General features: G+C 71.3%; 18 protein-coding genes. 12 read left to right on the forward strand and 6 right to left on the reverse strand.

Going from position 1 to position 18,727, the window contains the following annotated elements; all coding sequences use genetic code 11:
* Window positions 1-54 precede the first annotated feature (54 nt).
* Complete coding sequence (locus tag P2H44_RS02230) at window positions 55-2,295, reverse strand: GumC family protein (RefSeq protein ID WP_275761784.1); 2,241 nt, start codon at window positions 2,293-2,295, stop codon at window positions 55-57.
* A gap of 248 nt (window positions 2,296-2,543) precedes the next feature.
* On the opposite strand from P2H44_RS02230, the gene P2H44_RS02235 reads away from it, so the two are divergent.
* The 9 genes from P2H44_RS02235 (at window position 2,544) to ccoS (ending at window position 12,829) form a co-directional block, all read left to right on the forward strand.
* Window positions 2,544-3,305: a Crp/Fnr family transcriptional regulator gene (locus tag P2H44_RS02235; RefSeq protein ID WP_275761785.1), complete on the forward strand. Its 762-nt coding sequence runs from the start codon at window positions 2,544-2,546 to the stop codon at window positions 3,303-3,305.
* A 411-nt stretch (window positions 3,306-3,716) separates the two neighbouring features.
* The gene (gene ccoN / locus P2H44_RS02240; protein WP_275761786.1) at window positions 3,717-5,318 is read left to right on the forward strand and encodes a cytochrome-c oxidase, cbb3-type subunit I; all 1,602 of its coding nucleotides are present in this window, start codon (window positions 3,717-3,719) and stop codon (window positions 5,316-5,318) included.
* A 10-nt stretch (window positions 5,319-5,328) separates the two neighbouring features.
* The gene (gene ccoO, locus P2H44_RS02245; RefSeq protein ID WP_275761787.1) at window positions 5,329-6,135 is read left to right on the forward strand and encodes a cytochrome-c oxidase, cbb3-type subunit II; all 807 of its coding nucleotides are present in this window, start codon (window positions 5,329-5,331) and stop codon (window positions 6,133-6,135) included.
* 16 nt (window positions 6,136-6,151) lie between these two features.
* Complete coding sequence (locus P2H44_RS02250; protein ID WP_275761788.1) at window positions 6,152-6,364, forward strand: cbb3-type cytochrome c oxidase subunit 3; 213 nt, start codon at window positions 6,152-6,154, stop codon at window positions 6,362-6,364.
* A gap of 1 nt (window position 6,365) precedes the next feature.
* Window positions 6,366-7,256, forward strand: coding sequence for a cytochrome-c oxidase, cbb3-type subunit III (gene ccoP, locus P2H44_RS02255; protein ID WP_275761789.1), 891 nt, complete (start codon window positions 6,366-6,368; stop codon window positions 7,254-7,256).
* Window positions 7,257-8,180: 924 nt separating this feature from the next.
* Window positions 8,181-9,623: a cytochrome c oxidase accessory protein CcoG gene (gene ccoG / locus P2H44_RS02260; protein ID WP_275761790.1), complete on the forward strand. Its 1,443-nt coding sequence runs from the start codon at window positions 8,181-8,183 to the stop codon at window positions 9,621-9,623.
* Window positions 9,624-9,705: 82 nt separating this feature from the next.
* Window positions 9,706-10,251, forward strand: coding sequence for a FixH family protein (locus P2H44_RS02265; RefSeq protein ID WP_275761791.1), 546 nt, complete (start codon window positions 9,706-9,708; stop codon window positions 10,249-10,251).
* On the forward strand, window positions 10,248-12,653 hold the full coding sequence (locus tag P2H44_RS02270; RefSeq protein WP_275761792.1) for a heavy metal translocating P-type ATPase: 2,406 nt from the start codon (window positions 10,248-10,250) through the stop codon (window positions 12,651-12,653). The genes P2H44_RS02265 and P2H44_RS02270 overlap by 4 nt, the downstream gene beginning before the upstream one ends.
* Window positions 12,650-12,829: a cbb3-type cytochrome oxidase assembly protein CcoS gene (ccoS, locus tag P2H44_RS02275; RefSeq protein ID WP_275761793.1), complete on the forward strand. Its 180-nt coding sequence runs from the start codon at window positions 12,650-12,652 to the stop codon at window positions 12,827-12,829. The genes P2H44_RS02270 and ccoS overlap by 4 nt, the downstream gene beginning before the upstream one ends.
* A 236-nt stretch (window positions 12,830-13,065) precedes the next feature.
* Here the strand turns inward: ccoS and P2H44_RS02280 are convergent, their stop codons facing one another.
* The 4 genes from P2H44_RS02280 to P2H44_RS02295 all read right to left on the reverse strand — a co-directional run bounded on the left by P2H44_RS02280 (window position 13,066) and on the right by P2H44_RS02295 (window position 15,619).
* The gene (locus P2H44_RS02280) at window positions 13,066-13,497 is read right to left on the reverse strand and encodes a PaaI family thioesterase (protein WP_275761794.1); all 432 of its coding nucleotides are present in this window, start codon (window positions 13,495-13,497) and stop codon (window positions 13,066-13,068) included.
* Between the two features lie 79 nt (window positions 13,498-13,576).
* Complete coding sequence (gene pdeM / locus P2H44_RS02285; protein ID WP_275761795.1) at window positions 13,577-14,293, reverse strand: ligase-associated DNA damage response endonuclease PdeM; 717 nt, start codon at window positions 14,291-14,293, stop codon at window positions 13,577-13,579.
* A 118-nt stretch (window positions 14,294-14,411) separates the two neighbouring features.
* A complete protein-coding gene (locus tag P2H44_RS02290; protein WP_275761796.1) occupies window positions 14,412-14,945 on the reverse strand; it encodes a GNAT family N-acetyltransferase in 534 nt (177 codons plus the stop codon).
* Window positions 14,945-15,619, reverse strand: coding sequence for an MliC family protein (locus P2H44_RS02295; RefSeq protein ID WP_275761798.1), 675 nt, complete (start codon window positions 15,617-15,619; stop codon window positions 14,945-14,947). The genes P2H44_RS02290 and P2H44_RS02295 overlap by 1 nt, the downstream gene beginning before the upstream one ends.
* 345 nt (window positions 15,620-15,964) lie before the next feature.
* Between P2H44_RS02295 and dapA the strand changes: the two genes are divergently transcribed.
* Window positions 15,965-16,837: a 4-hydroxy-tetrahydrodipicolinate synthase gene (dapA, locus tag P2H44_RS02300; RefSeq protein WP_275761799.1), complete on the forward strand. Its 873-nt coding sequence runs from the start codon at window positions 15,965-15,967 to the stop codon at window positions 16,835-16,837.
* Window positions 16,838-16,918: 81 nt separating this feature from the next.
* The gene (gene smpB / locus P2H44_RS02305; RefSeq protein WP_275761800.1) at window positions 16,919-17,392 is read left to right on the forward strand and encodes an SsrA-binding protein SmpB; all 474 of its coding nucleotides are present in this window, start codon (window positions 16,919-16,921) and stop codon (window positions 17,390-17,392) included.
* 95 nt (window positions 17,393-17,487) lie between these two features.
* On the opposite strand, the gene P2H44_RS02310 is transcribed toward smpB, so the two are convergent.
* The gene (locus tag P2H44_RS02310) at window positions 17,488-17,844 is read right to left on the reverse strand and encodes a hypothetical protein (RefSeq protein WP_275761801.1); all 357 of its coding nucleotides are present in this window, start codon (window positions 17,842-17,844) and stop codon (window positions 17,488-17,490) included.
* A gap of 122 nt (window positions 17,845-17,966) precedes the next feature.
* On the opposite strand from P2H44_RS02310, the gene P2H44_RS02315 reads away from it, so the two are divergent.
* Window positions 17,967-18,689, forward strand: a complete 723-nt coding sequence (locus P2H44_RS02315; RefSeq protein ID WP_275761802.1) for a GNAT family N-acetyltransferase — start codon at window positions 17,967-17,969, stop codon at window positions 18,687-18,689.
* The last annotated feature ends 38 nt before the right edge of the window (window positions 18,690-18,727 follow it).

Genomic DNA, 18,727 nt, shown 5'->3' on the forward strand with positions numbered 1-18,727 from the left:
GGCCCCGCCGCGGCGCGACGGGGCCCGTTCCGGTCGGCCGGCCGGCGCCGGTCCTCAGTTGAGGTAATACCGGTTGGACGACTTGTAGTAGTAGTAGTTGTAGCCGCCGTAGCCGTAGCGGGCCATCTTCTTGAGGTTGATCTGCGTGAGGGCGAGGCCCGAGACGCTGACCTTGATCTGGCTGAACTGCGCCAGGCCCGCCCGCACCAGGTCCTTGTGGGTCGAGTTCCAGCGCACGCAGTAGATCACCGCGTCCACCATCGGCGCGATCACGCGGCTGTCGGGCACCGCCATCACCGGCGGCGTGTCGATCACCACGAAGTCGTAGCGCCGGCGCGCCTCGGCCAGGAACTCCTGGAACCGCTGGGAGTGGAAGACGTCGGCCGCGTTGACCTTGGTCTCCTCGCCCATGATGACGTCGAGGCCGGTCCGCTCGTCGTGGTAGACGACCTCGTCCCAAGTCTTGTCGCCCGACAGGATCGACATCATCCCCAGCTTCGGCGCGCCCGGGAAGTAGGTGCGGAAGGTCCGGCGACGCAGGTCGCACTCGATCAGCAGCACCTTCTTGCCCAGCCCTGCCGCGTTCTGCGCCAGCAGCAGCGAGCAGGTGGTCTTGCCCTCCTTCGGCAGGGTCGAGGTGAGCATGATCATCTCGGGCCGCCGGTCGATGTTGGCCAGCATCACGCCCGTGCGCAGGTTTCGGATCGCCTCGACCAGTCCCGAGGATGGCCGTTCGACCGCGTAGTCCAGCAGGCCGCGGCGCAGGCGCACCGGGGCGACGGGGATCTGGCCCATGACCGGCAGGCCGGTGGCCTTCTCCAGCTCGTCCGAGGAGCGGAAGCTCTTGTTGAGCTGCTCGATCAGCAGGACGTAGGCGATGCCGAAGACGCCGCCCAGGAAGCCGGCGACCAGCACGATCTGGGTCTTGTTGGGATAGCTCGGCAGCAGCGGCACCACGGCCTCGGACAGCACGCGGGCGTCGGCCTGCTGGGTGCCCTCCTGGACCGAGGTCTCGTTCAGGCGGCGCAGGAACTGCTCGTAGATGCGGCGGCTCGCCTCGGCCTCGCGCTGCAGCTGGCGCAGCTGCACCAGGTCCTGGGTCTGGCTCTCGAGCTGCGTCTCCAGCCCGGCGATCGAGGCGTTGATGCCCGCGAGCTGGCTGTCGGTGCGGTCCTCCTCGACGCCGGCCTGGTCGACCATGCGCCCGGCGAGCGACTGGAAGGTCTCCTCCAGGGCGACGCGGGTCTCGCCCGTCGCCTCTTCGATGTTCTGGGCCAGGCTGGTCAGGCGCGGCACGTCCACGGCGGCGGCGAAGCCGGCGTAGTCGCCCGCCTCCAGCAGCGCCCTGAGGTCGTTCTGGCGGCCCCCGCCGGAGACCTGCTGACGCTCGAGATCGGCGCGACGCTCGCGCAGCTCCTTGAGCTGGCGGTTCATCTGGGCCAGCGCCGCCTCGGAGATCAGCGCGGTCGAGGAGTTGTAGGCCTCCACCGCCGCCTCGGCGTCCTCCACCTCGACCTTGAGCTGGGCGACGCGGTCCGACAGCCACTCGGTCGCGGCCTGGGTGGCCTCGAACTTCGTCTCGAGCTGGTCGGTGATGTAGAGCTCCGCCATCTTGTTGGCGATCTTGGTGGACAGCACCGGGTTCTCGGTCGTCACCGACAGCGAGTAGACGTAGGTGTCGGACACCGAGTCCACCGCAAGCGAGCCCAGCAGCGTGTCGACGGCGACCTGGCGGACCCAGTAGTTCTCGCCCAGCTCGTCGCGGAGGGTGGGGCCGTCTTCGTCCTCGGTGACGGCGCCGCGGATGGTGGTCTTCAGCAGGTTGATGCCGCCGAACAGGATCTCGGCCACCAGGCTGGGATCCTCCTCCTCCTCGAGGAGCGGGTTGAAGTAGACCTCGTTCTCGAGCTGCATCGACTCCACCACGCGCTCGGCCAGCGAGCGCGACTGGAGGACCTGCTTCTGGGCGAGGATCGTGTAGTAGTCCTGGCCGAGGCCGGTGGTCACCGCCTCGACGTCGATGATGTTCGACTCCGCGCGGTCGAGCATGACGATCGAGGTGGCGGTGTAGCGGGGCGTCAGCGAGTAGGCGAGCGCGATGGCCAGGATCGCGAAGCCGAAGCCGAAGGCCGCGACGATCCACTTGCGCTGCCAGATCGTCGAGACCAGGCCCAGGAGGTCGACCTCGTCGTCCTTGGGCTGGCCCGGCGGTTCGTTCACGGCCTGGCGCAGCCTCTCGGGCAGCTCGCGCTTGTCGTCCTGTCGCTTCCCCGGAAAGTCGTCCACCACGTCCACCTTTCGCTTCGCCGCGGCGCTGGATCCCCCGACCCATCCGCGACGTCCGCATCACGCCCAACACATCCCAACGCGATTGATAGCAATCCCCAACGCCCGGTTGCACGCGAAAGTTTGACGCTGCGCTGCGGCGAAAGCGCGGCGCCCGGCCTGCGGGCGGCCGTCGCATTCAAAAAAATTGCGGTTAATTTAGAAGGGGAGCCAGATCCCGTTGACGCGGCCCCGGAATCGGCGGAACCTGTTGAACCATGAAAGCGATCCTGCACGCGGCGACTACGGGGGCGCCTGACATCCGCGCCCGAGGCCATTGCCTCGACTGCGCGATCCGTCAGCATGCCGTGTGTGCCGACTGTTCAGCGCCGGAACTGGAATTCCTCTCCAGCATCAAGACTTACCGGACCGCCAAGCCCGGCGAGCGCCTGCTGGAGATGGGCGAGCGCGCGCCCTTCATGGGCACCGTGGTCGAGGGCGTCGCCTCGATGTCGCGCATCCTCGCGGATGGCCGGCGCCAGGTGGTGGGGCTGCTGTTCCCCGGCGACCTGGTGGGGCGGCCGTTCAGCCCGGTCTCGCCCTTCGACTACGTCGCCGTCACCGACATGCGGGTCTGCACCTTCAACCGCCCCCAGTTCGAGGCCACCCTGCGCGACACCCCCGCGCTGGAGCAGCGCCTGCTGGAGATGACGCTGGACGAGCTCGACTCGGCCCGCGAGTGGATGGTGCTCCTGGGCCGCAAGTCGGCGCAGGAGAAACTGTGCTCCTTCATCGTCATGGCCGCCCAGCGCGCCCTGCGGCTGGAGCGCCGGCGCCCGATGGACGGCATCCTGATCGAGCTGCCGCTGACGCGCGAGGACATGGCCGACTTCCTGGGCCTGACCATCGAGACCGTCAGCCGCCAGATCGGCGCGCTGAAGAAGGCCGGCGTGATCGAGCTGATCGACGCCCGCCACCTGCTGATCCCGAGCTGGGAAGCGCTCGAGGACGCCGCCGGCGGAGAGCTCGCGGCCGTCTGAGCCGACCGCCCCGGCGCGCCCGGGGCGAGGTCGACTCGATCCCGTCCATCCCCTGTCTCGCCCCTCCCGCCCCCGCCGGAGGCCGTCCGCCCGCGCTCTGCGGCGGCGCGCCGCGCGGCTTGTGCGCCGCACCATGAACCCCGCGTCGCCCGCCGCGGCGGGCTCCGCCGCCGCGATCGGTGCGAATGGCGCAAGTTTTACAGTGCGTTGAACGCGCCCCGGTGTATCATCCCGGCACTGAAACAATTGCCGGTGGCGACGATTGCGCCCTGCAATCCATGCCGCCCTGAACGGCGTTGATATGGATCAAGGCGCAGGGAGGGGCCCTTCGCCGAAGAGACCATCCATGCGGAGCCCCGGATCGGGGCGCCGTCCGGAAGGCCGTCGCAAAGCACGGCGAAGGAGGGGACATTGGCCTCGACACTCAAACTTCTCGCGCTCGCCGTGATCGCCATCCTGGCGCTCGTCGCGGCGAGCTTCGCGCGCGACCTGGCCTACCAGGTGAACGCGCTGATCGTCCTCGTGGTCTCCGCGGGGATGTTCCTGTGGATCCTCCGCGGCGTGGGCGAGCCCAAGCCGGCCGCCGCCGAGACCGAATCCGAGTACATGGACGACGTGATCCGGGCCGGCGTGATCGCCACGGCCGGCTGGGGCATCGTCGGCTTCCTGGTGGGCGTGGTCATCGCCCTTCAGCTCGCCTTCCCGGCGCTGAACCTGGACCTGCCCTGGACCACCTTCGGCCGCCTGCGTCCCCTGCACACCTCCGGCGTGATCTTCGCCTTCGGCGGCAACGCGCTGATCTGCACCTCGTTCTACATCGTGCAGCGCACCTGCGCGACGCGGCTGTGGGGCGGCGGGCTGTCCTGGTTCGTGTTCTGGGGCTGGCAGACGGTCATCGTCCTGGCCGCCTCGGGCTACGTTCTGGGCGGCACCCAGGGCAAGGAATACGCCGAGCCGACCTGGTACGTGGACATCCTGATCACGGTCGTCTGGGTCGCCTACCTGGCGGTCTTCCTCGGCACGCTGATCAAGCGGAAAGAGCCGCACATCTACGTCGCCAACTGGTTCTTCCTGGCGTTCATCGTGACCATCGCGATGCTGCACGTCGTCAACAACCTGGCGATCCCGGTGTCGGTCTTCGGCTCGGTCTCCTACTCGGCCTTCTCGGGCGTGCAGGACGCGCTGACCCAGTGGTGGTACGGCCATAACGCCGTGGGCTTCTTCCTGACCGCCGGCTTCCTGGGCATGATGTACTACTTCATCCCCAAGCAGGCCGAACGTCCCGTCTACTCGTACAAGCTGTCGATCATCCACTTCTGGGCGCTGATCTTCCTGTACATCTGGGCGGGCCCCCACCACCTGCACTACACCGCGCTGCCCGACTGGGCGCAGACCCTGGGCATGGTGTTCTCGATCATGCTGTGGATGCCCTCCTGGGGCGGCATGATCAACGGCCTGATGACGCTCTCGGGCGCCTGGGACAAGCTGCGCACCGACCCGGTGCTGCGGATGCTGACGATCTCGGTGGGCTTCTACGGCATGTCGACCTTCGAGGGGCCGATGATGTCCATCAAGGCCGTCAACTCGCTGAGCCACTACACCGACTGGACCATCGGCCACGTCCACTCCGGCGCGCTGGGCTGGAACGGCATGATCACCTTCGGGGCGCTCTACTTCCTGGTTCCGCGCCTGTGGAACAAGAAGGAGCTCTACAGCCTGCCGGCGGTGAACTGGCACTTCTGGCTCGCGACCCTGGGCATCGTGCTCTACGCCGCGTCCATGTGGGTGTCGGGCATCACGCAGGGCCTGATGTGGCGCGAGTACGACGCGCTGGGTTTCCTGGTGAACAGCTTCGCCGACACGGTCGAGGTGCTGCACCCCTACTACATCATCCGCGCGCTGGGCGGCCTGATGTTCCTGACGGGCGCGATCATCATGTGCTGGAACCTGTGGATGACCGCGACGCGCGGCGAGCGGAAAGAGCCCGCTCCCGCCGCGGTCCCGGCCGAGTGAGGAGGGCGTCATGAGCGACGAACACAAGACCGACACCGCCCCCGACAACCCCAAGACCTCCGGCGCGCCGGAGGCCATCGCCCCGGAGCGCAAGCTGATCAACAAGCACGCGATCCTGGAGAAGAACGCGACGCTGCTGCTGGTCAGCTCGCTGATCGTGGTGGCCATCGGCGGCCTGGTGGAGATCGCGCCCCTGTTCTACCTGCAGAACACGATCGAGAAGGTGGAAGGGGTGCGCCCCTACACCCCGCTCGAGCTGAAGGGACGCGACATCTACATCCGGGAGGGGTGCTACGTGTGCCACTCCCAGATGATCCGCCCGATGCGCGACGAGGTGGAGCGCTACGGCCATTTCTCGCTGGCGGCGGAGTCGATGTACGACCACCCGTTCCAGTGGGGCTCCAAGCGCACCGGGCCGGACCTGGCGCGCGTGGGCGGCCGCTATTCGGACGCCTGGCATATCGACCACATGCACAACCCCCGCTCGGTGGTGCCTGAATCGATCATGCCCGCCTATCCGCACCTGGCCGAGACGCCGCTGGACTTCGAGCATGTGGGCGACCACCTCGAGGCGCAGATCATGGTCGGCGTCCCCTACACCGAGGAGAACGTGCAGTTCGCCAAGGCGGACGTGGTGGCCCAGGTGAACCCCGACAGCGACCGCTACGACGCGCTGCTCGAGGCCTATCCGGGCGCCAACATCCGCAACTTCGACGGCCGGGCCGAGATCACCGAGCTCGACGCCCTGATCGCCTATCTGCAGGTGCTGGGCACGATGGTCGACTTCTCGACCTACGAAGTCGAAACCAGCCGCTGAGCGAGGGGAGGCAGACATGGAAGACACCTACACCTTCCTTCGGCACTTCGCCGACAGCTGGTGGCTGCTGCTGATGATGAGCTTCTTCATCGGCTGCGTGCTGTTCGCGCTGCGCCCCGGCTCCCGGAAGCTGCATCGCGACATCTCGAAGATCCCGCTGCGCGACGACTACGACGCCGCGCCGGCCTCGGGCCCGGGCACGGGCTCCCATACGGATGGGGGGCGCTGACATGGCGGACCACGACAAGAAAGAGGTCGACGAGCTCTCGGGCGTCGCCACCACCGGACACGAGTGGGACGGCATCAAGGAACTCGACAACCCGATGCCGCGCTGGTGGCTCTACACGTTCTACGCGACGGTGGTGTGGGCGCTGCTCTACACCATCGCCTTCCCGGCCTGGCCGCTGATCTCCTCGGCGACCGGGGGCGTGCTGGGCTATTCCTCGCGCCAGAACGTGATGGCCGACATCTCCGAGGCGCGCGACGCGCAGTCGGTCTACGTGGACAAGATCGCGGCCATGGACGTCGAGGCGATCGCCCAGGATCCCGAGCTGCTGCAGTTCGCGACCGCCGGCGGCTCGGCCCTGTTCAAGACCTGGTGCGCGCAGTGCCACGGCTCGGGCGCGGCGGGGGGGGTGGGCTATCCCAACCTCAACGACGACGACTGGCTGTGGGGCGGCACGCGGGAGGCGATCGTGCAGACCGTCTCCCACGGGATCCGCTGGGAGGCCGACCCCGAGACCCGCTACTCCGAGATGCCCGCCTTCGGCCGCGACGGCCTGCTGGAGGACGAGCAGATCGCGCAGGTGGTGGAATACGTCTACGGCCTCAGCCACTCGGACGCCGACGCGGCCCTGGCCGAGGAAGGCGCGACCGTCTTCGCGGACAACTGCGCCTCCTGCCACGGCGACGACGGCCGGGGCATCCAGGACCTGGGCGCGCCCAACCTCGCCGACGCCATCTGGCTCTACGGCGGGGACCGGGCGGCGATCTCCGAGACGGTGCACAACGCCCGCTTCGGCGTGATGCCGAACTGGCTGGGCCGCCTGTCCGAGGCGGAGGTCAAGCAGGTCTCGATCTACGTCCACGGCCTGGGCGGCGGCGTGGCCGCGGAAGAGTGAACGCCGCGCCGGCGCCGCCCCGTCCCGGGGCGCGTCTTGCGCGGTTGACGTAAACGACGCGGAACGCCCGGCCGACCTCGGCCGGGCGTTCTTGCGTTCGCGTAGGGCAGGTGACGCGCCCGTCAATAGTCGGCGTGTAAAAAACGAAAAGTTGCAGATTTTATACTGGATACGGGCGCGCGGATTCGGGTTCGTTAGGCGGTAAAACTATTTTGCTCTGTCCCGCTTTGTGACATTAAGGAATCGGGGAAACGCGGCGACGACCCCAGCGTCGGGAGCGAGGGATCCCTTTGCGTATCTGATCTCGACCACGACCCCAGCGTGGCTCCCCGAGCGCGTATCGGCTCGGCCAGCGATTTCCATAGGGGCCCGGCGCGGACCACCGCGGCGGGCCCCTTCGTCTTTCGCGGCCCCCGCCTCCCCCTCGCCGACGGCGCCGAAGCCCTCCGGCGCCGGGCCCGGCGCATCACGTTCCGTCGATCCGTCGTGATCCCCGCGCGCCTCGCCCGACGCCTCCTTTGACGTGGGTCAAGGCGACTCGCCCCGCATTCGGGCATCAAACCCTTGCGGCGACTGGACGGCCGCTGCGTGAACCGTCCAGGCCATGTCCCCAGGCATGGCGACCGGGCGCGTATCGGCCCGGAAAATGGCCCGGCCCGGCTCCGCTTGCGGCGCCGGGCCGTCTTGTTCCAGACGGTTGCGCGGCTAAACTTCCGGCTGACCGCCCGCAAGCCATGCGGGAATCGACCCCGCCGCCGCGCCGGCCGCGGCGGCCCCGCCGCCCGAACGCATCACCGTTCCGTGATATTTCGGGCCGACGTCGCGTCCGCGGACAGGACGCCGCATCCGGCGTTGACCTGCGTCAAGGTTCGCCCGCCGCCGGGGGCGCATGAGGGCTCCGACGAAATCGTTTCGAGGCGAAAGATGAGCATCCAGGACTCCAACCAGGGCCAGTCTCTCTACGCCGCCCGCATCCCGATCTTCCCGCGGCGCGTGAAGGGCACGTTCCGGACGCTGAAGTGGTGGATCATGGGCGTGACCCTGGCGATCTACTACCTGACCCCCTGGATCCGCTGGGACCGCGGCCCCGCGATGCCCGACCAGGCGGTGCTGGTGGACCTCGCCAACCGCCGGTTCTTCTTCTTCTGGATCGAGATCTGGCCCCAGCAGTTCATCTACGTCGCGGGCCTGCTGATCATGGCGGGCCTGGGGCTGTTCCTGTTCACCTCGGCGCTCGGGCGCGTGTGGTGCGGCTACACCTGCCCGCAGACCGTGTGGACCGACCTCTTCATCACCGTCGAGCGCTGGATCGAGGGCGACCGCAACGCCCGCGTCCGCCTGCACCAGCAGAAGTGGGACGCCCGCAAGGCCCGGCTGCGCGCGACCAAGTGGCTGGTCTGGCTGCTGATCGCCGTCGCCACCGGCGGCGCCTGGGTGTTCTACTTCGCCGACGCCCCCACCCTGCTGGGCCAGATCTTCACCGGCGACGCGCCCTTCGTGGCCTACGCCTCGATCGGGGTGCTGACCGCCACCACCTTCGTCTTCGGCGGCTTCATGCGCGAGCAGGTGTGCATCTACATGTGCCCCTGGCCCCGCATCCAGGCCGCGATGATGGACGACAAGACCATCACCGTGGGCTACCGCCACTGGCGGGGCGAGCCGCGCGGCAAGCATCGCAAGAAGAACGCCGACGCGGGCCTGGGCGACTGCATCGACTGCAACGCCTGCGTGGCGGTCTGCCCGATGGGCATCGACATCCGCGACGGCCAGCAGCTGGCCTGCATCACCTGCGCGCTGTGCATCGACGCCTGCGACGACGTGATGGACAAGGTCGGCAAGCCCCGCGGCCTGATCGACTACGTCACCCTCCAGGACGAGGCGATCGAGACGCAGGGCGCCCAGCCCATCCCGCTGATCAAGCGCATCCTGCGCCCGCGCACGATCCTCTATTTCGTGATGTGGGCCGGCATCGGCATGGCCATCGTGGTCTCGCTCTTCATGCGCGACTCGATCGACCTCAACGTCGCGCGCGACCGCAACCCGACCTACGTGGTCCTGTCGAACGGCACGATCCGCAACGGCTACACCATCAAGGTCGCCAACCAGAACCAGGAGCCGCACACCTTCCGCCTTTCCTTCCGCTCCGACCTGCCGCTGGAGGCCGACATCCAGGGCCTCGACTGGCTGGAGTTCGAGGTGGAGGCCGACAAGCTGCGCACCATGCGCCTGTTCCTGACCACCCTCCCCTTCGCTCGCCCGACCGAGCGCGCCGAGGTCGAGATCTGGATCGAGGACCAGCAGACGCGCGAGCGCGCGGCGGTGGACAGCTTCTTCCTCGCCCCCAAGGTCGAGGACTGGGGCCCCTGATCCCGGCCGACCCTTTCCCGGCGCCCCCGACAGGGGCGCCGGTTCCGTGCTAAGACGACGATCGCAAGGACAGAGCGGAGCGATGAGCGTGACCTCTCCCGACCCCACCCCCGCGAAGGGCGGCCGCCCTCTCACCGGCCGCAAGGTGCTGCTGATCGCGGTGGCCTTCTTCGGCGTGATCATCGCGGTCAACGTCACCATGGCGACGCTGGCGGTCGGCGGCTTCCCCGGCCTCGTCTCCAAGAACGCCTATGCCGAGGCCCAGCTTTTCGACGCCGAGCTGAAGGCCGAGCGGGCGCTGGGCTGGCGCTTCGCCTCCGACTACGACGCCGGCCTGCTGGTGGTGCGCGTGGCCGAGAAGGCGGGCGGGCCGCTGGACGGGCTCGAGGTCTCGGCCATCGTCGGACGCCCCGCGACCCTGCAGCTCGACCAGGAGCTGAAGCTCGCGCCCGAGCCCGGCCTGCCGGGCGCCTACGGCGTGCCCGTCCCGCTCGGCGCCGGCATGTGGCGGGTGGAGATCACCGCCCTGCGCGGCGAGGACCGCTACCACATCACCGACGAGATCTACGTCTCGCCCGAACACGCCGCCCCCGGAGCCGTCGGGGCCGCGGAGGGGAAGACCGAGTGACCCTCGCCGAGCCCCTTCCGGGCGACGCCGCCTCCGGCGTCGCAGGCGCGGCCCCCGGCCAGCCGGAGTGGTCGACGCCCGGCGCCTGCTGCCCCACCGGGGCCGCGGCCACCTTCGCGCGCACCGGGGGGCTCGCGCGCTTCGTGACGGAGGCCGAGGACGGGCTGAAGCGGGTGGACCTGCTGGTCCCCGGCGTCCACTGCGCCGCCTGCATCCAGCGGATCGAGGAGGTGCTGCCGAAGACGCCGGGCGTCCGCTCCGCCCGCGTGAACCTCTCCCTGCGCCGGGTCTCCGCCACCTTCGACCCCGCGGCCGCCGAGCCCGAGGACGTGGTCGAGGCGCTGGCGCGCATCGGCTATCCCGCCCGCCCCTTCGACAGCCGCGCCATGCGCGACGCCGAGCGGGACGGCGAGGGGCGCGACCTGCTCGCGCGCCTCGCGGTCGCGGGCTTCGCGATGATGAACGTGATGCTGCTGTCGGTCTCGGTCTGGTCCGGGGCCACGGACGCGACGCGGGACCTGCTGCACTGGGTCTCGGCCCTGATCGCGCTGCCCGCCACCGCCTTCGCCGGCGTGCCCTTCTTCCGCTCGGCGCTGGGCGTGCTGCGCCATGGGCATGTGAACATGGACGTGCCGATCTCGCTGGCCCTGATCCTCGCCGGCGGCGTCAGCCTGGTCGAGGTCGCCGACGGCGGGGCGCACGCCTATTTCGACGCGGCCGTGTCGCTGTGCTTCTTCCTGCTGCTGGGCCGGGTGCTGGACCATGGCGCGCGCCGCCACGCCCGCCTCGCCGCCGCCGAACTGGGCGGCCTGCAGGCCCATTCCGCCACCGTGGTGAGCGAGGGCGGCGTGCGCCGCGTCGTCGCCGTCGAGGACCTGCGCCCCGGCGACCTGATCGAGGTCGCGGCCGGCGAGCGCGCCTCCGCCGACGGGCGTGTGATCGAGGGCGCCTCCGACCTCGACCGCTCGATGATCACGGGCGAGAGCCGGCCCGAGCCCGCCGCCGTCGGGGCCGAGGTGCACGCCGGCGTCCTGAACCTCTCCGCCCCCCTTCTGGTCGAGGCGACGGCGACGGGCGACGACACCGCGCTCGCCGGCATCGCCCGCATGATCCAGGCGGCCGAGGGCGCGCGGACCCGCTACGTCGACTGGGCGCTGCGGGCGGCCAAGATCTACGTGCCGGTGGTGCATCTCGCCGCGGCGCTGACCTTCGCGGCCTGGCTCTTCGCCGGCGCCGACCTGCGCGAGGCGGTGCTGATCGCCGCCGCCGTCCTGATCATCACCTGCCCCTGCGCGCTCGGCCTCGCCGCCCCCGCGGTCCACGCGGCCGCGGGCGGCCGCCTGTTCCGGGCCGGCGTCTTCCTCAAGGACGGCGCGGCGCTCGAGAGGCTGGCCGACGTGGACGTGGCCGTCTTCGACAAGACCGGCACGCTCACCACCGGCGAGCCGACGCTGGTCGAGGCGCCCGAGGCGCCCGAGGCCTGGTCCGCCGCCCGCGCCCTCGCCCAGGTCTCCCGCCACCCGTTCTCCAGGGCGCTCGCCGCCGCCGCCGAGGCGCGCGGCCTGTCCGCCGCGCCGGCCCGGTCGCTGAAGGAGGTTCCCGGCTGCGGCGTCGAGGGCGAGATCGGCGGCCGCCCCGCCCGCCTCGGCCGCGCCGACTGGTGCGGGGCCGAAGCCGCCGCCTCCGACGGCTCCGCCGTCTGGCTGCGGCTGGGCGAGGACGCCCCGGTCCGCTTCGGCTTCGAGGATCCGCTGCGCGCCGACGCCGCCGCCACGATCGCCGCCCTGAAGGCGCGCGGTCTCGAAATAAAACTGATCTCCGGCGACGCCGAGGCCGCCGTGGCCTCCGCCGCCTCCGCCGCCGGCATCGCCGACTGGCGCGCCGGCGCCACCCCCGCCGACAAGGTCGCCCTGCTCGAGGGGCTGGCCGCCGAGGGCCGCACCGTCCTGATGGTCGGCGACGGCATCAACGACGCGCCGGCGCTCGCTGCCGCCGCCGCCTCGATCTCCCCCGCCTCCGCCGCCGACGTCAGCCGGGCGGCGGCGGGGATGGCGCTGGCGGGCTCGCGCCTCGCGCCGGTCGTCGTGGCGCTCGACGTCGCCCGGGCGGCCAAGCGGCGGGTGTTCGAGAACTTCGCCTTCGCCGCCCTCTACAACGCCTGCGCGGTGCCGCTGGCGGCGTTGGGCTTCGTCACGCCGCTGATCGCGGCTCTGGCGATGTCGGGCTCCTCGATCGTGGTGACGCTCAACGCCCTGCGCATGCGCCGCGCCGGCCGCGCGGCCGAGGCCGTGGGCGCCGCGCCCGCCGCCGCGCCCGCCGCCGCCCCCGTTCCCGCCCCCGGCCTCGCGGCCGGATCCGCCCCCGGCCTCGCGGCCGGTTCCGTCCAGGGAGGCTCCGCATGACCATCCTGCTCGCCACCATCCCCGCCTCGCTGGTGCTGGGGGGGCTGGGCCTCGCGGCCTTTCTGTGGTCGCTGAAACGGGGCCAGTACCGGGACCTGGAGGGGGACGCCGCGCGCATCCTGTTCCAGGACGACGACCACCCCCGCACCGACCCGCCGGCCGACCGCAAGTCCTGACGCCGGAGCAGGACGCCGGGCGCGGCCCGGGTTCGCCCCGGCGTCTCCCCCTTCCGCTTTCCGGGCGCGCCGCCGGCGGCGGGCCCAAGCCCGCCCGCAGGGCGCCTACGGGCCCGGTTCCTCCCCGGCGGCGTTTTCGACGCCGGGGGCCTTCGGGGCGGAGGGCGGAAGATTGGGAGAGTTGACATCTGTCAACTCGCGCATGGCGAGAGGCCGGGTCCGCGCCGGGGCGCGCCTCAGACCACGGCCATGGAGCCCAGCATCAGGGCCACGGTCTTCTCCGTTCCGTCCTTCAGCGCCACCACCTCGGCGCGGGTGACGATCACCCGGCGGCCGGCGCGCTCGACGAAGCCGCGGGCGACCAGGGCCTCTCCGACGGCGGGGGCGAGGAGGTTGATCTTCATCTCGATGGTCACGATCCCCTGGCCCGGCTCGATCAGGCTGTAGGCCGCCATCCCCTGCGCGTTGTCGCCCATGGTGAAGGCGAGCCCCGCGTGGGCGTAGCCGTGGTGCTGGGTGACGTTGGCGGTGATCGGCGCGCGGACCGAGACCGCGCCGGGCGACATCTCGTCCAGCGAGATCTCGAGATGGCGCATCATCGCGTTGGAGGCGAAGACCTCCTCGATATGTCGCCGCCAGTCGGGGTTGCGCGGGGCCGGCCCGGTCATCGTCTCGTCTCCTGAAAATCGCCTTGCGCGGCCAGATGAGGGGAGACGGGGCGGGCGGGCAAGGGCCTGCGGACGGCTCTCAACCCCGCAGGCGGTCCAGGGGCGCCGCGACCACGCGCGCGCCCGCCAGCAGCGCCAGGCCCCGCGGCGCGACCCGGCGCAGCGCCTCGGAGCCGACGTCGAGGCCGCCGGTGTAGCGCCCGAAGGCCGGCAGGATCAGCCGCGGCGGGGACAGCACGAAGCAGCGCCGCGCGCCGCCCCGAAGCCGCGCCTTGGGGTGGTAGTGGCCGGAGATCTCGCCGGGTTCCGCTACGTCAAGATGAGCCTCGTGGCGGAAGACCAGCGGGCCCTCGCGCAGCTCGGCCAGGTGCTCCCCGCCCAGCGGCACGGGGCCGGGATCGTGGTTGCCCTCGATCCAGATCCAGCGCCGGCCGGCCATCATCGCGGCGAGGCGCGTCGCCTCCGCCTCGGGCAGGGCGGCGCTGGCGAGGTCGTCGAAGCTGTCGCCGAGGCAGACCATCGTGGCGGGCGCCAGCGCCGCGATCTCCTCGGCCAGGCGGTCGAGGGTGTCCTGCGTCTCGTAGGGGGGCAGCAGGGCGCCGCCGCGGCGGGCGATGCGCTCGGACTTGCCCAGGTGCAGGTCGGAGACGGTCAGAAGCCGCCGCGCGGGCCACCACAGCGCGCCCGAGGGGCGGGCCTCCAGCGTCTCCCCCGCCAGGGTCGCGCTCAGCGCGCCGGAGGGGGCGGCCGGGGCGGGGCCGGGCGGCGAGGAGGGGCGGGGAGGGGCGAGCGTCATGGCGGAGAAGTTAGCGGAATGTTCCGCGCGCCGGAAGGGCCCCGCGGCGCGGCGGAGGGTCGGGGCCGGGAGGCCGGGCCCGCCGTTCGGGCGGCGGGCCCGCGCCCCGCGCCCGGCCCTATCCCAGCGCCTTGCCCATGCGGATCACGGGGACGGAGACGCCGTCGGGGGTCTCGGCCTCGAACCGCTCGATCTCCTCCCAGCCGGCGGAGCGGTAGAGGGGGGCGCCGGCGAGGGTGGCGACCAGCTCGCCGCGCAGGAACCCCTCGGCCGCGGCGGCGGTCTCGGCGGCCTGGAGGATGGCGCGGCCGACCCCGCGGCGGGCGGCGGCGGGGTCGGTGTACATGGCGCGCACGCGGGCGGGCTCGGCCGCGGGGTCGAGCAGGCCGGAGTCGCGCCCCGCGGTGTGGTGGCCGCCGAACATCGTGCGCCGCCGGCTCCAGCCGCCGCAGCCCAGGGGGACGCCGTCTTCCTCGGCCACGAAATAGGTGCCGTCGGCGATCAGCTCGGGGTCCATGCCCATGATGGCGTGGCTGGCGGCGACCTGCTGGGGCGTCAGAAAGCCGGTCTGCAGCGCGTCGATGGCGCGGCGCATCAGCTCGGTCAGGGCGGGGCGGTCGGCCTCGGTGGCCAGCCGCAGGGCGATGGGCATCAGCCGATCTCCTCGAGCTTGCAGGTCATCGTCTCGCGGCCCGGGAGGGTCAGCATCGCGTCCATCCCCTTGGTCCACAGTTCGTAGTCGCCGTCGTAGGTGCTGGCGACGTAGCGCACGCCCGAGGCGGCGATCGCCTGCTCCAGCGCCACGGTCGCGTCCATCCACTGGATCACCGCCAGGCCGGGGTCGGTCACGGCCCAGGCGAAGCCGACGCCGACGTCCCAGCCCTCGCAGGCCACCGCCAGCGGGCCGCCGGAGATGCCGGCGTCGTCGTTCTGGCGGGCGTCGAAATAGCCCTGGCGCAGCTCGAGGATGCGGATCATCGACTCGTCCGCGGCGCAAGCGGCCCTGGCCTCGTCGTCGGGGCCGGCCTTCCAGCAGTCGTTGCGGCCCTTGATCCAGCCGCGCTGATAGGCGGCGAGCTGCTTCGCGCGGGCCGCGTCCATGTGCGGGCCGCTGCGGGCCAGCGCGTAGAGGCGCGCGATCTCGCGATCCAGCGCGGCGAGGCGGTCGTCGCTGCAGATCAGCGTCTCGATCTCGTGCTCGGCCTTGGCGCAGTCGAAGGACGGGTCGGCGGCGCGGGCGGACGCGGCGGCGACGAGCGCCAGCGCGCAGAGGAGGGCGAGCCGGAGGAGGGCGGGGCGCAGGACGGCGGGGCGGATGGCGCGCATCGGCGGATCTCCTCGGCGGGGCGTCCCGCGGATCGGCCGGCGGGGCCGCCGGCGGGGCGATCCGGCGAAGATGCCCGCGTCGCGGCGGCCGCGCCAGCCCTTCCGCGGAGGGGGGGCGGGGGGCCGAAGACGGGTCCGCGGCGCCTGTTTGCGGGGCGCGGGGGCCTCAGCGGCGTGGATCCCGCCGGAAACCCGTCCGCGCGCGCTTGCCGGGCGTCGTTCGCGCGCATAGTGTCCCGGCCCGCCCGAACCGGCTTGCGATGCGCGCGAGTCGGCTGTCGGGCTTCGCATGCTTTCCGCCGCCAAACCCAAAGCGGCGGGCACGACTCGATACAGGAGCGCGACATGTTCAAGGGGTCCATCACCGCCCTCGTGACGCCGTTCAAGAACGGCCAGGTGGATGAGGCCGCGCTCAAAAAACTGGTCGAGTGGCAGATCGCCGAGGGCTCGCACGGGCTGGTCCCCTGCGGCACCACCGGCGAGTCGCCCACGCTGACCCATGAGGAGCACCGCCGCGTGATCTCGATCGTGATCGAGACCGCCGCCGGCCGGGTTCCCGTGATCGCGGGCGCGGGGTCGAACAACACCGACGAGGCCGTCGACTTCTGCGAGCACGCCGAGAGCGTGGGCGCGGACGCGGTGCTCGTGGTCACGCCCTACTACAACAAGCCCTCGCAGCGGGGCCTGATCGCGCATTTCACCGCGCTGCACGACGCCTGCAAGCTGCCGATCGTGATCTACAACATCCCGCCGCGCTCGGTGGTGGACATGCTGCCCGAGACGATGGGGGAGCTGGCGAAGCTGCCGCGGATCGTGGGCGTGAAGGACGCGACCGGCGACCTGGCGCGGGTGTCCAAGCAGCGGCTGAGCTGCGGCAAGGACTTCATCCAGCTCTCGGGCGAGGACGGCACGGCGCTGGGCTTCAACGCCCAGGGCGGGGTCGGCTGCATCTCGGTCACCGCGAACGTGGCGCCGAAGCTGTGCGCCGAGTTCCAGGAGGCGACGCTGGCGGGCGACTACGCCAAGGCCCTGGAGATCCAGGACCGGCTGATGCCGCTGCACATCGCGCTGTTCCGCGAGCCGAACCCCTGCTGCCCCAAGTACGCGATGTCGCTGCTGGGGATCTGCGAGGAGGACGTGCGCCTGCCGATGGTCTCCCCCACCGAGGCGACGCGCGCCGAGGTGAAGGCGGCGATGGAGCATGCCGGGCTGATCTGAGCCTGCAACCGGGGCTCTGCGAGCCCTTCACGACAAGTCGGCCCCCTGCAAAAGGGGGCCGCACGCCCTAGGTAAGAGGTCATGGCCCCGAAGTCCGATCCCAACTCGAAGCTGATCGCGGAGAACCGCCGCGCGCGCTTCGACTATGCCATCGAGGAGGACCTCGAGGCGGGGATCGTGCTGCAGGGCTCGGAGGTGAAGGCGCTGCGCCACGCGCAGGCCAACATCGCCGAGAGCTACGCCTCGGTCGAGGACGGCGAGCTGTGGCTGATCAACTGCTACATCGCCCCCTACGGCCAGGCCGACAAGTTCGGCCATGAGGAGCGGCGCCGGCGCAAGCTGCTGGTCAGCAAGCGCGAATTGTCGAAGCTGTGGAACGAGACGCGCCGGGGCGGCATGACCATCGTGCCGCTGCGGATGTATTTCAACGACCGCGGCATCGCGAAGCTGAAGCTCGGCATCGCCAAGGGCAAGAAGACCGTCGACAAGCGCGAGACCCAGAAGCAGCGCGACTGGAACCGCGACAAGCAGCGGCTGCTGAAGCAGCACAGCTGAGGCCGGCGCGCGCCCTGCCCGCGCCCCGCCCCGGCCGACGCTCCCCACCCGCCCGCCCTCGCGCCGACCGGGCCGGGGCGCGGGCAGGACGCGGGTCAGCGCCAGGTCCAGTCCAGCTTCGCGCAGACCGCCCGGAACGAGCCGATGTCGACCAGGTGCATCTCGTAGAGGCTCATCGGGCCGAAGGTGGCCCAGCGCTCGGCGATCGCGGGGTTGGCGAAGGCGGACCAGTCGGAGCGCACGATGCGCTCGCTGGTCGCCTTGGGGTGGGTCTCGAACTGCCAGCCCTGGCGGAAGCCGTGCTCCAGCACCCACGTGAAGCGCAGCTCGAGGGTCTCGAACCCCTCGCGGATCGCCTCGATCTCGAGGGTCAGGTCGAGGCTGTCGAAGCTCTGGCGGATCCAGTTGCGCCCGCGCCGGTAGCCGTCGAGTTCCAGGATCAGGTCGGACATCGGGGGCCTCCGGCGCCGGGGAGCGGAATTTTCCTGAAACTCTCGCGCGGGCGTGGCATGAGGTCCAGCGGCGGCGCCGCCCTCGCGGGCGGTCCGCCCACCAGAGCGGCCAGGAGGATCCCATGAGCAAGCCCGACGAAACCCGCCTGATGCAGGCGCTGGAGGCGACCTGGCCGCCGGCCTCGGTGGACGAGACGAGCCTGCCGGGCTGGCGGCTGCGCGACGGCGCGGGCGGGGGCAAGCGGGTGTCGGCGGCGATCTCCACCGGCTCGGACGACGTCGAGGCCGTCGCGGCGGCGATGCGCGCGCGGGGCGAGACGCCGCTGGTGCAGGTCCCGGGCTCGGCCGCCGCGCTGGACGCGAAGCTGGAGGCGGCGGGCTGGGCGGTCGTGGACCCCACCGTGCTGATGATCGGCGAGGCGGCGGCGCTGGCGGAACTGGAGCTGGGCAAGCATGTGCGCGCGGTCCAGGTGGGCGTGCGGCTGGCGCTGCTGAACGAGATCTGGACCGCCGGCGGCATCGGGCCCGAGCGGCGCGCGGTAATGGCCCGCTGCAAGGGGCCGCACAGCCAGATCATGGTCCGCTCGGACGACCGGGTGACGGCGGTGGCCCATGTCGCGGCCGACGGCGACGTGGCGATGCTGCACGCGGTCGAGGTGCGCGCCGGCTCCCGCCGGCAGGGGGCGGGGCGCGGGGCGCTGGTGGGCGCGGCCCGCTTCGCGCTGGAGAACGACGCCCGCTGGCTGGCGCTGGCGGTGACCGAGGCGAACGCGCCCGCGCGCGCGCTCTACGAAGGCGCGGGCATGGAAACCGTCGCGCGCTACCACTACCGTCAGGCGAAATGACGGGGGCCGTCCCGGTCCCCCGAACGGGAGGATCGAGG

It is taken from the genome of Albimonas marina (assembly GCF_029223255.1).
In the GTDB taxonomy this organism is placed as follows: Bacteria; Pseudomonadota; Alphaproteobacteria; order Rhodobacterales; family Rhodobacteraceae; genus Albimonas.

Excerpts from the sequence above, each read along its gene's own strand:
- ccoP (WP_275761789.1), top strand. The coding sequence starts at position 6,366 with ATGGCGGACCACGACAAGAAAGAGGTCGACGAGCTCTCGGGCGTCGCC.
- P2H44_RS02280 (WP_275761794.1), bottom strand. The coding sequence starts at position 13,497 with ATGACCGGGCCGGCCCCGCGCAACCCCGACTGGCGGCGACATATCGAG.
- P2H44_RS02315 (WP_275761802.1), top strand. The coding sequence starts at position 17,967 with ATGAGCAAGCCCGACGAAACCCGCCTGATGCAGGCGCTGGAGGCGACC.
- P2H44_RS02310 (WP_275761801.1), bottom strand. The coding sequence starts at position 17,844 with ATGTCCGACCTGATCCTGGAACTCGACGGCTACCGGCGCGGGCGCAAC.
- P2H44_RS02250 (WP_275761788.1), top strand. The coding sequence starts at position 6,152 with ATGGAAGACACCTACACCTTCCTTCGGCACTTCGCCGACAGCTGGTGG.
- pdeM (WP_275761795.1), bottom strand. The coding sequence starts at position 14,293 with ATGACGCTCGCCCCTCCCCGCCCCTCCTCGCCGCCCGGCCCCGCCCCG.
- P2H44_RS02290 (WP_275761796.1), bottom strand. The coding sequence starts at position 14,945 with ATGCCCATCGCCCTGCGGCTGGCCACCGAGGCCGACCGCCCCGCCCTG.
- P2H44_RS02295 (WP_275761798.1), bottom strand. The coding sequence starts at position 15,619 with ATGCGCGCCATCCGCCCCGCCGTCCTGCGCCCCGCCCTCCTCCGGCTC.
- ccoG (WP_275761790.1), top strand. The coding sequence starts at position 8,181 with ATGAGCATCCAGGACTCCAACCAGGGCCAGTCTCTCTACGCCGCCCGC.
- dapA (WP_275761799.1), top strand. The coding sequence starts at position 15,965 with ATGTTCAAGGGGTCCATCACCGCCCTCGTGACGCCGTTCAAGAACGGC.
- P2H44_RS02265 (WP_275761791.1), top strand. The coding sequence starts at position 9,706 with ATGAGCGTGACCTCTCCCGACCCCACCCCCGCGAAGGGCGGCCGCCCT.
- smpB (WP_275761800.1), top strand. The coding sequence starts at position 16,919 with ATGGCCCCGAAGTCCGATCCCAACTCGAAGCTGATCGCGGAGAACCGC.
- P2H44_RS02235 (WP_275761785.1), top strand. The coding sequence starts at position 2,544 with ATGAAAGCGATCCTGCACGCGGCGACTACGGGGGCGCCTGACATCCGC.
- ccoO (WP_275761787.1), top strand. The coding sequence starts at position 5,329 with ATGAGCGACGAACACAAGACCGACACCGCCCCCGACAACCCCAAGACC.
- ccoS (WP_275761793.1), top strand. The coding sequence starts at position 12,650 with ATGACCATCCTGCTCGCCACCATCCCCGCCTCGCTGGTGCTGGGGGGG.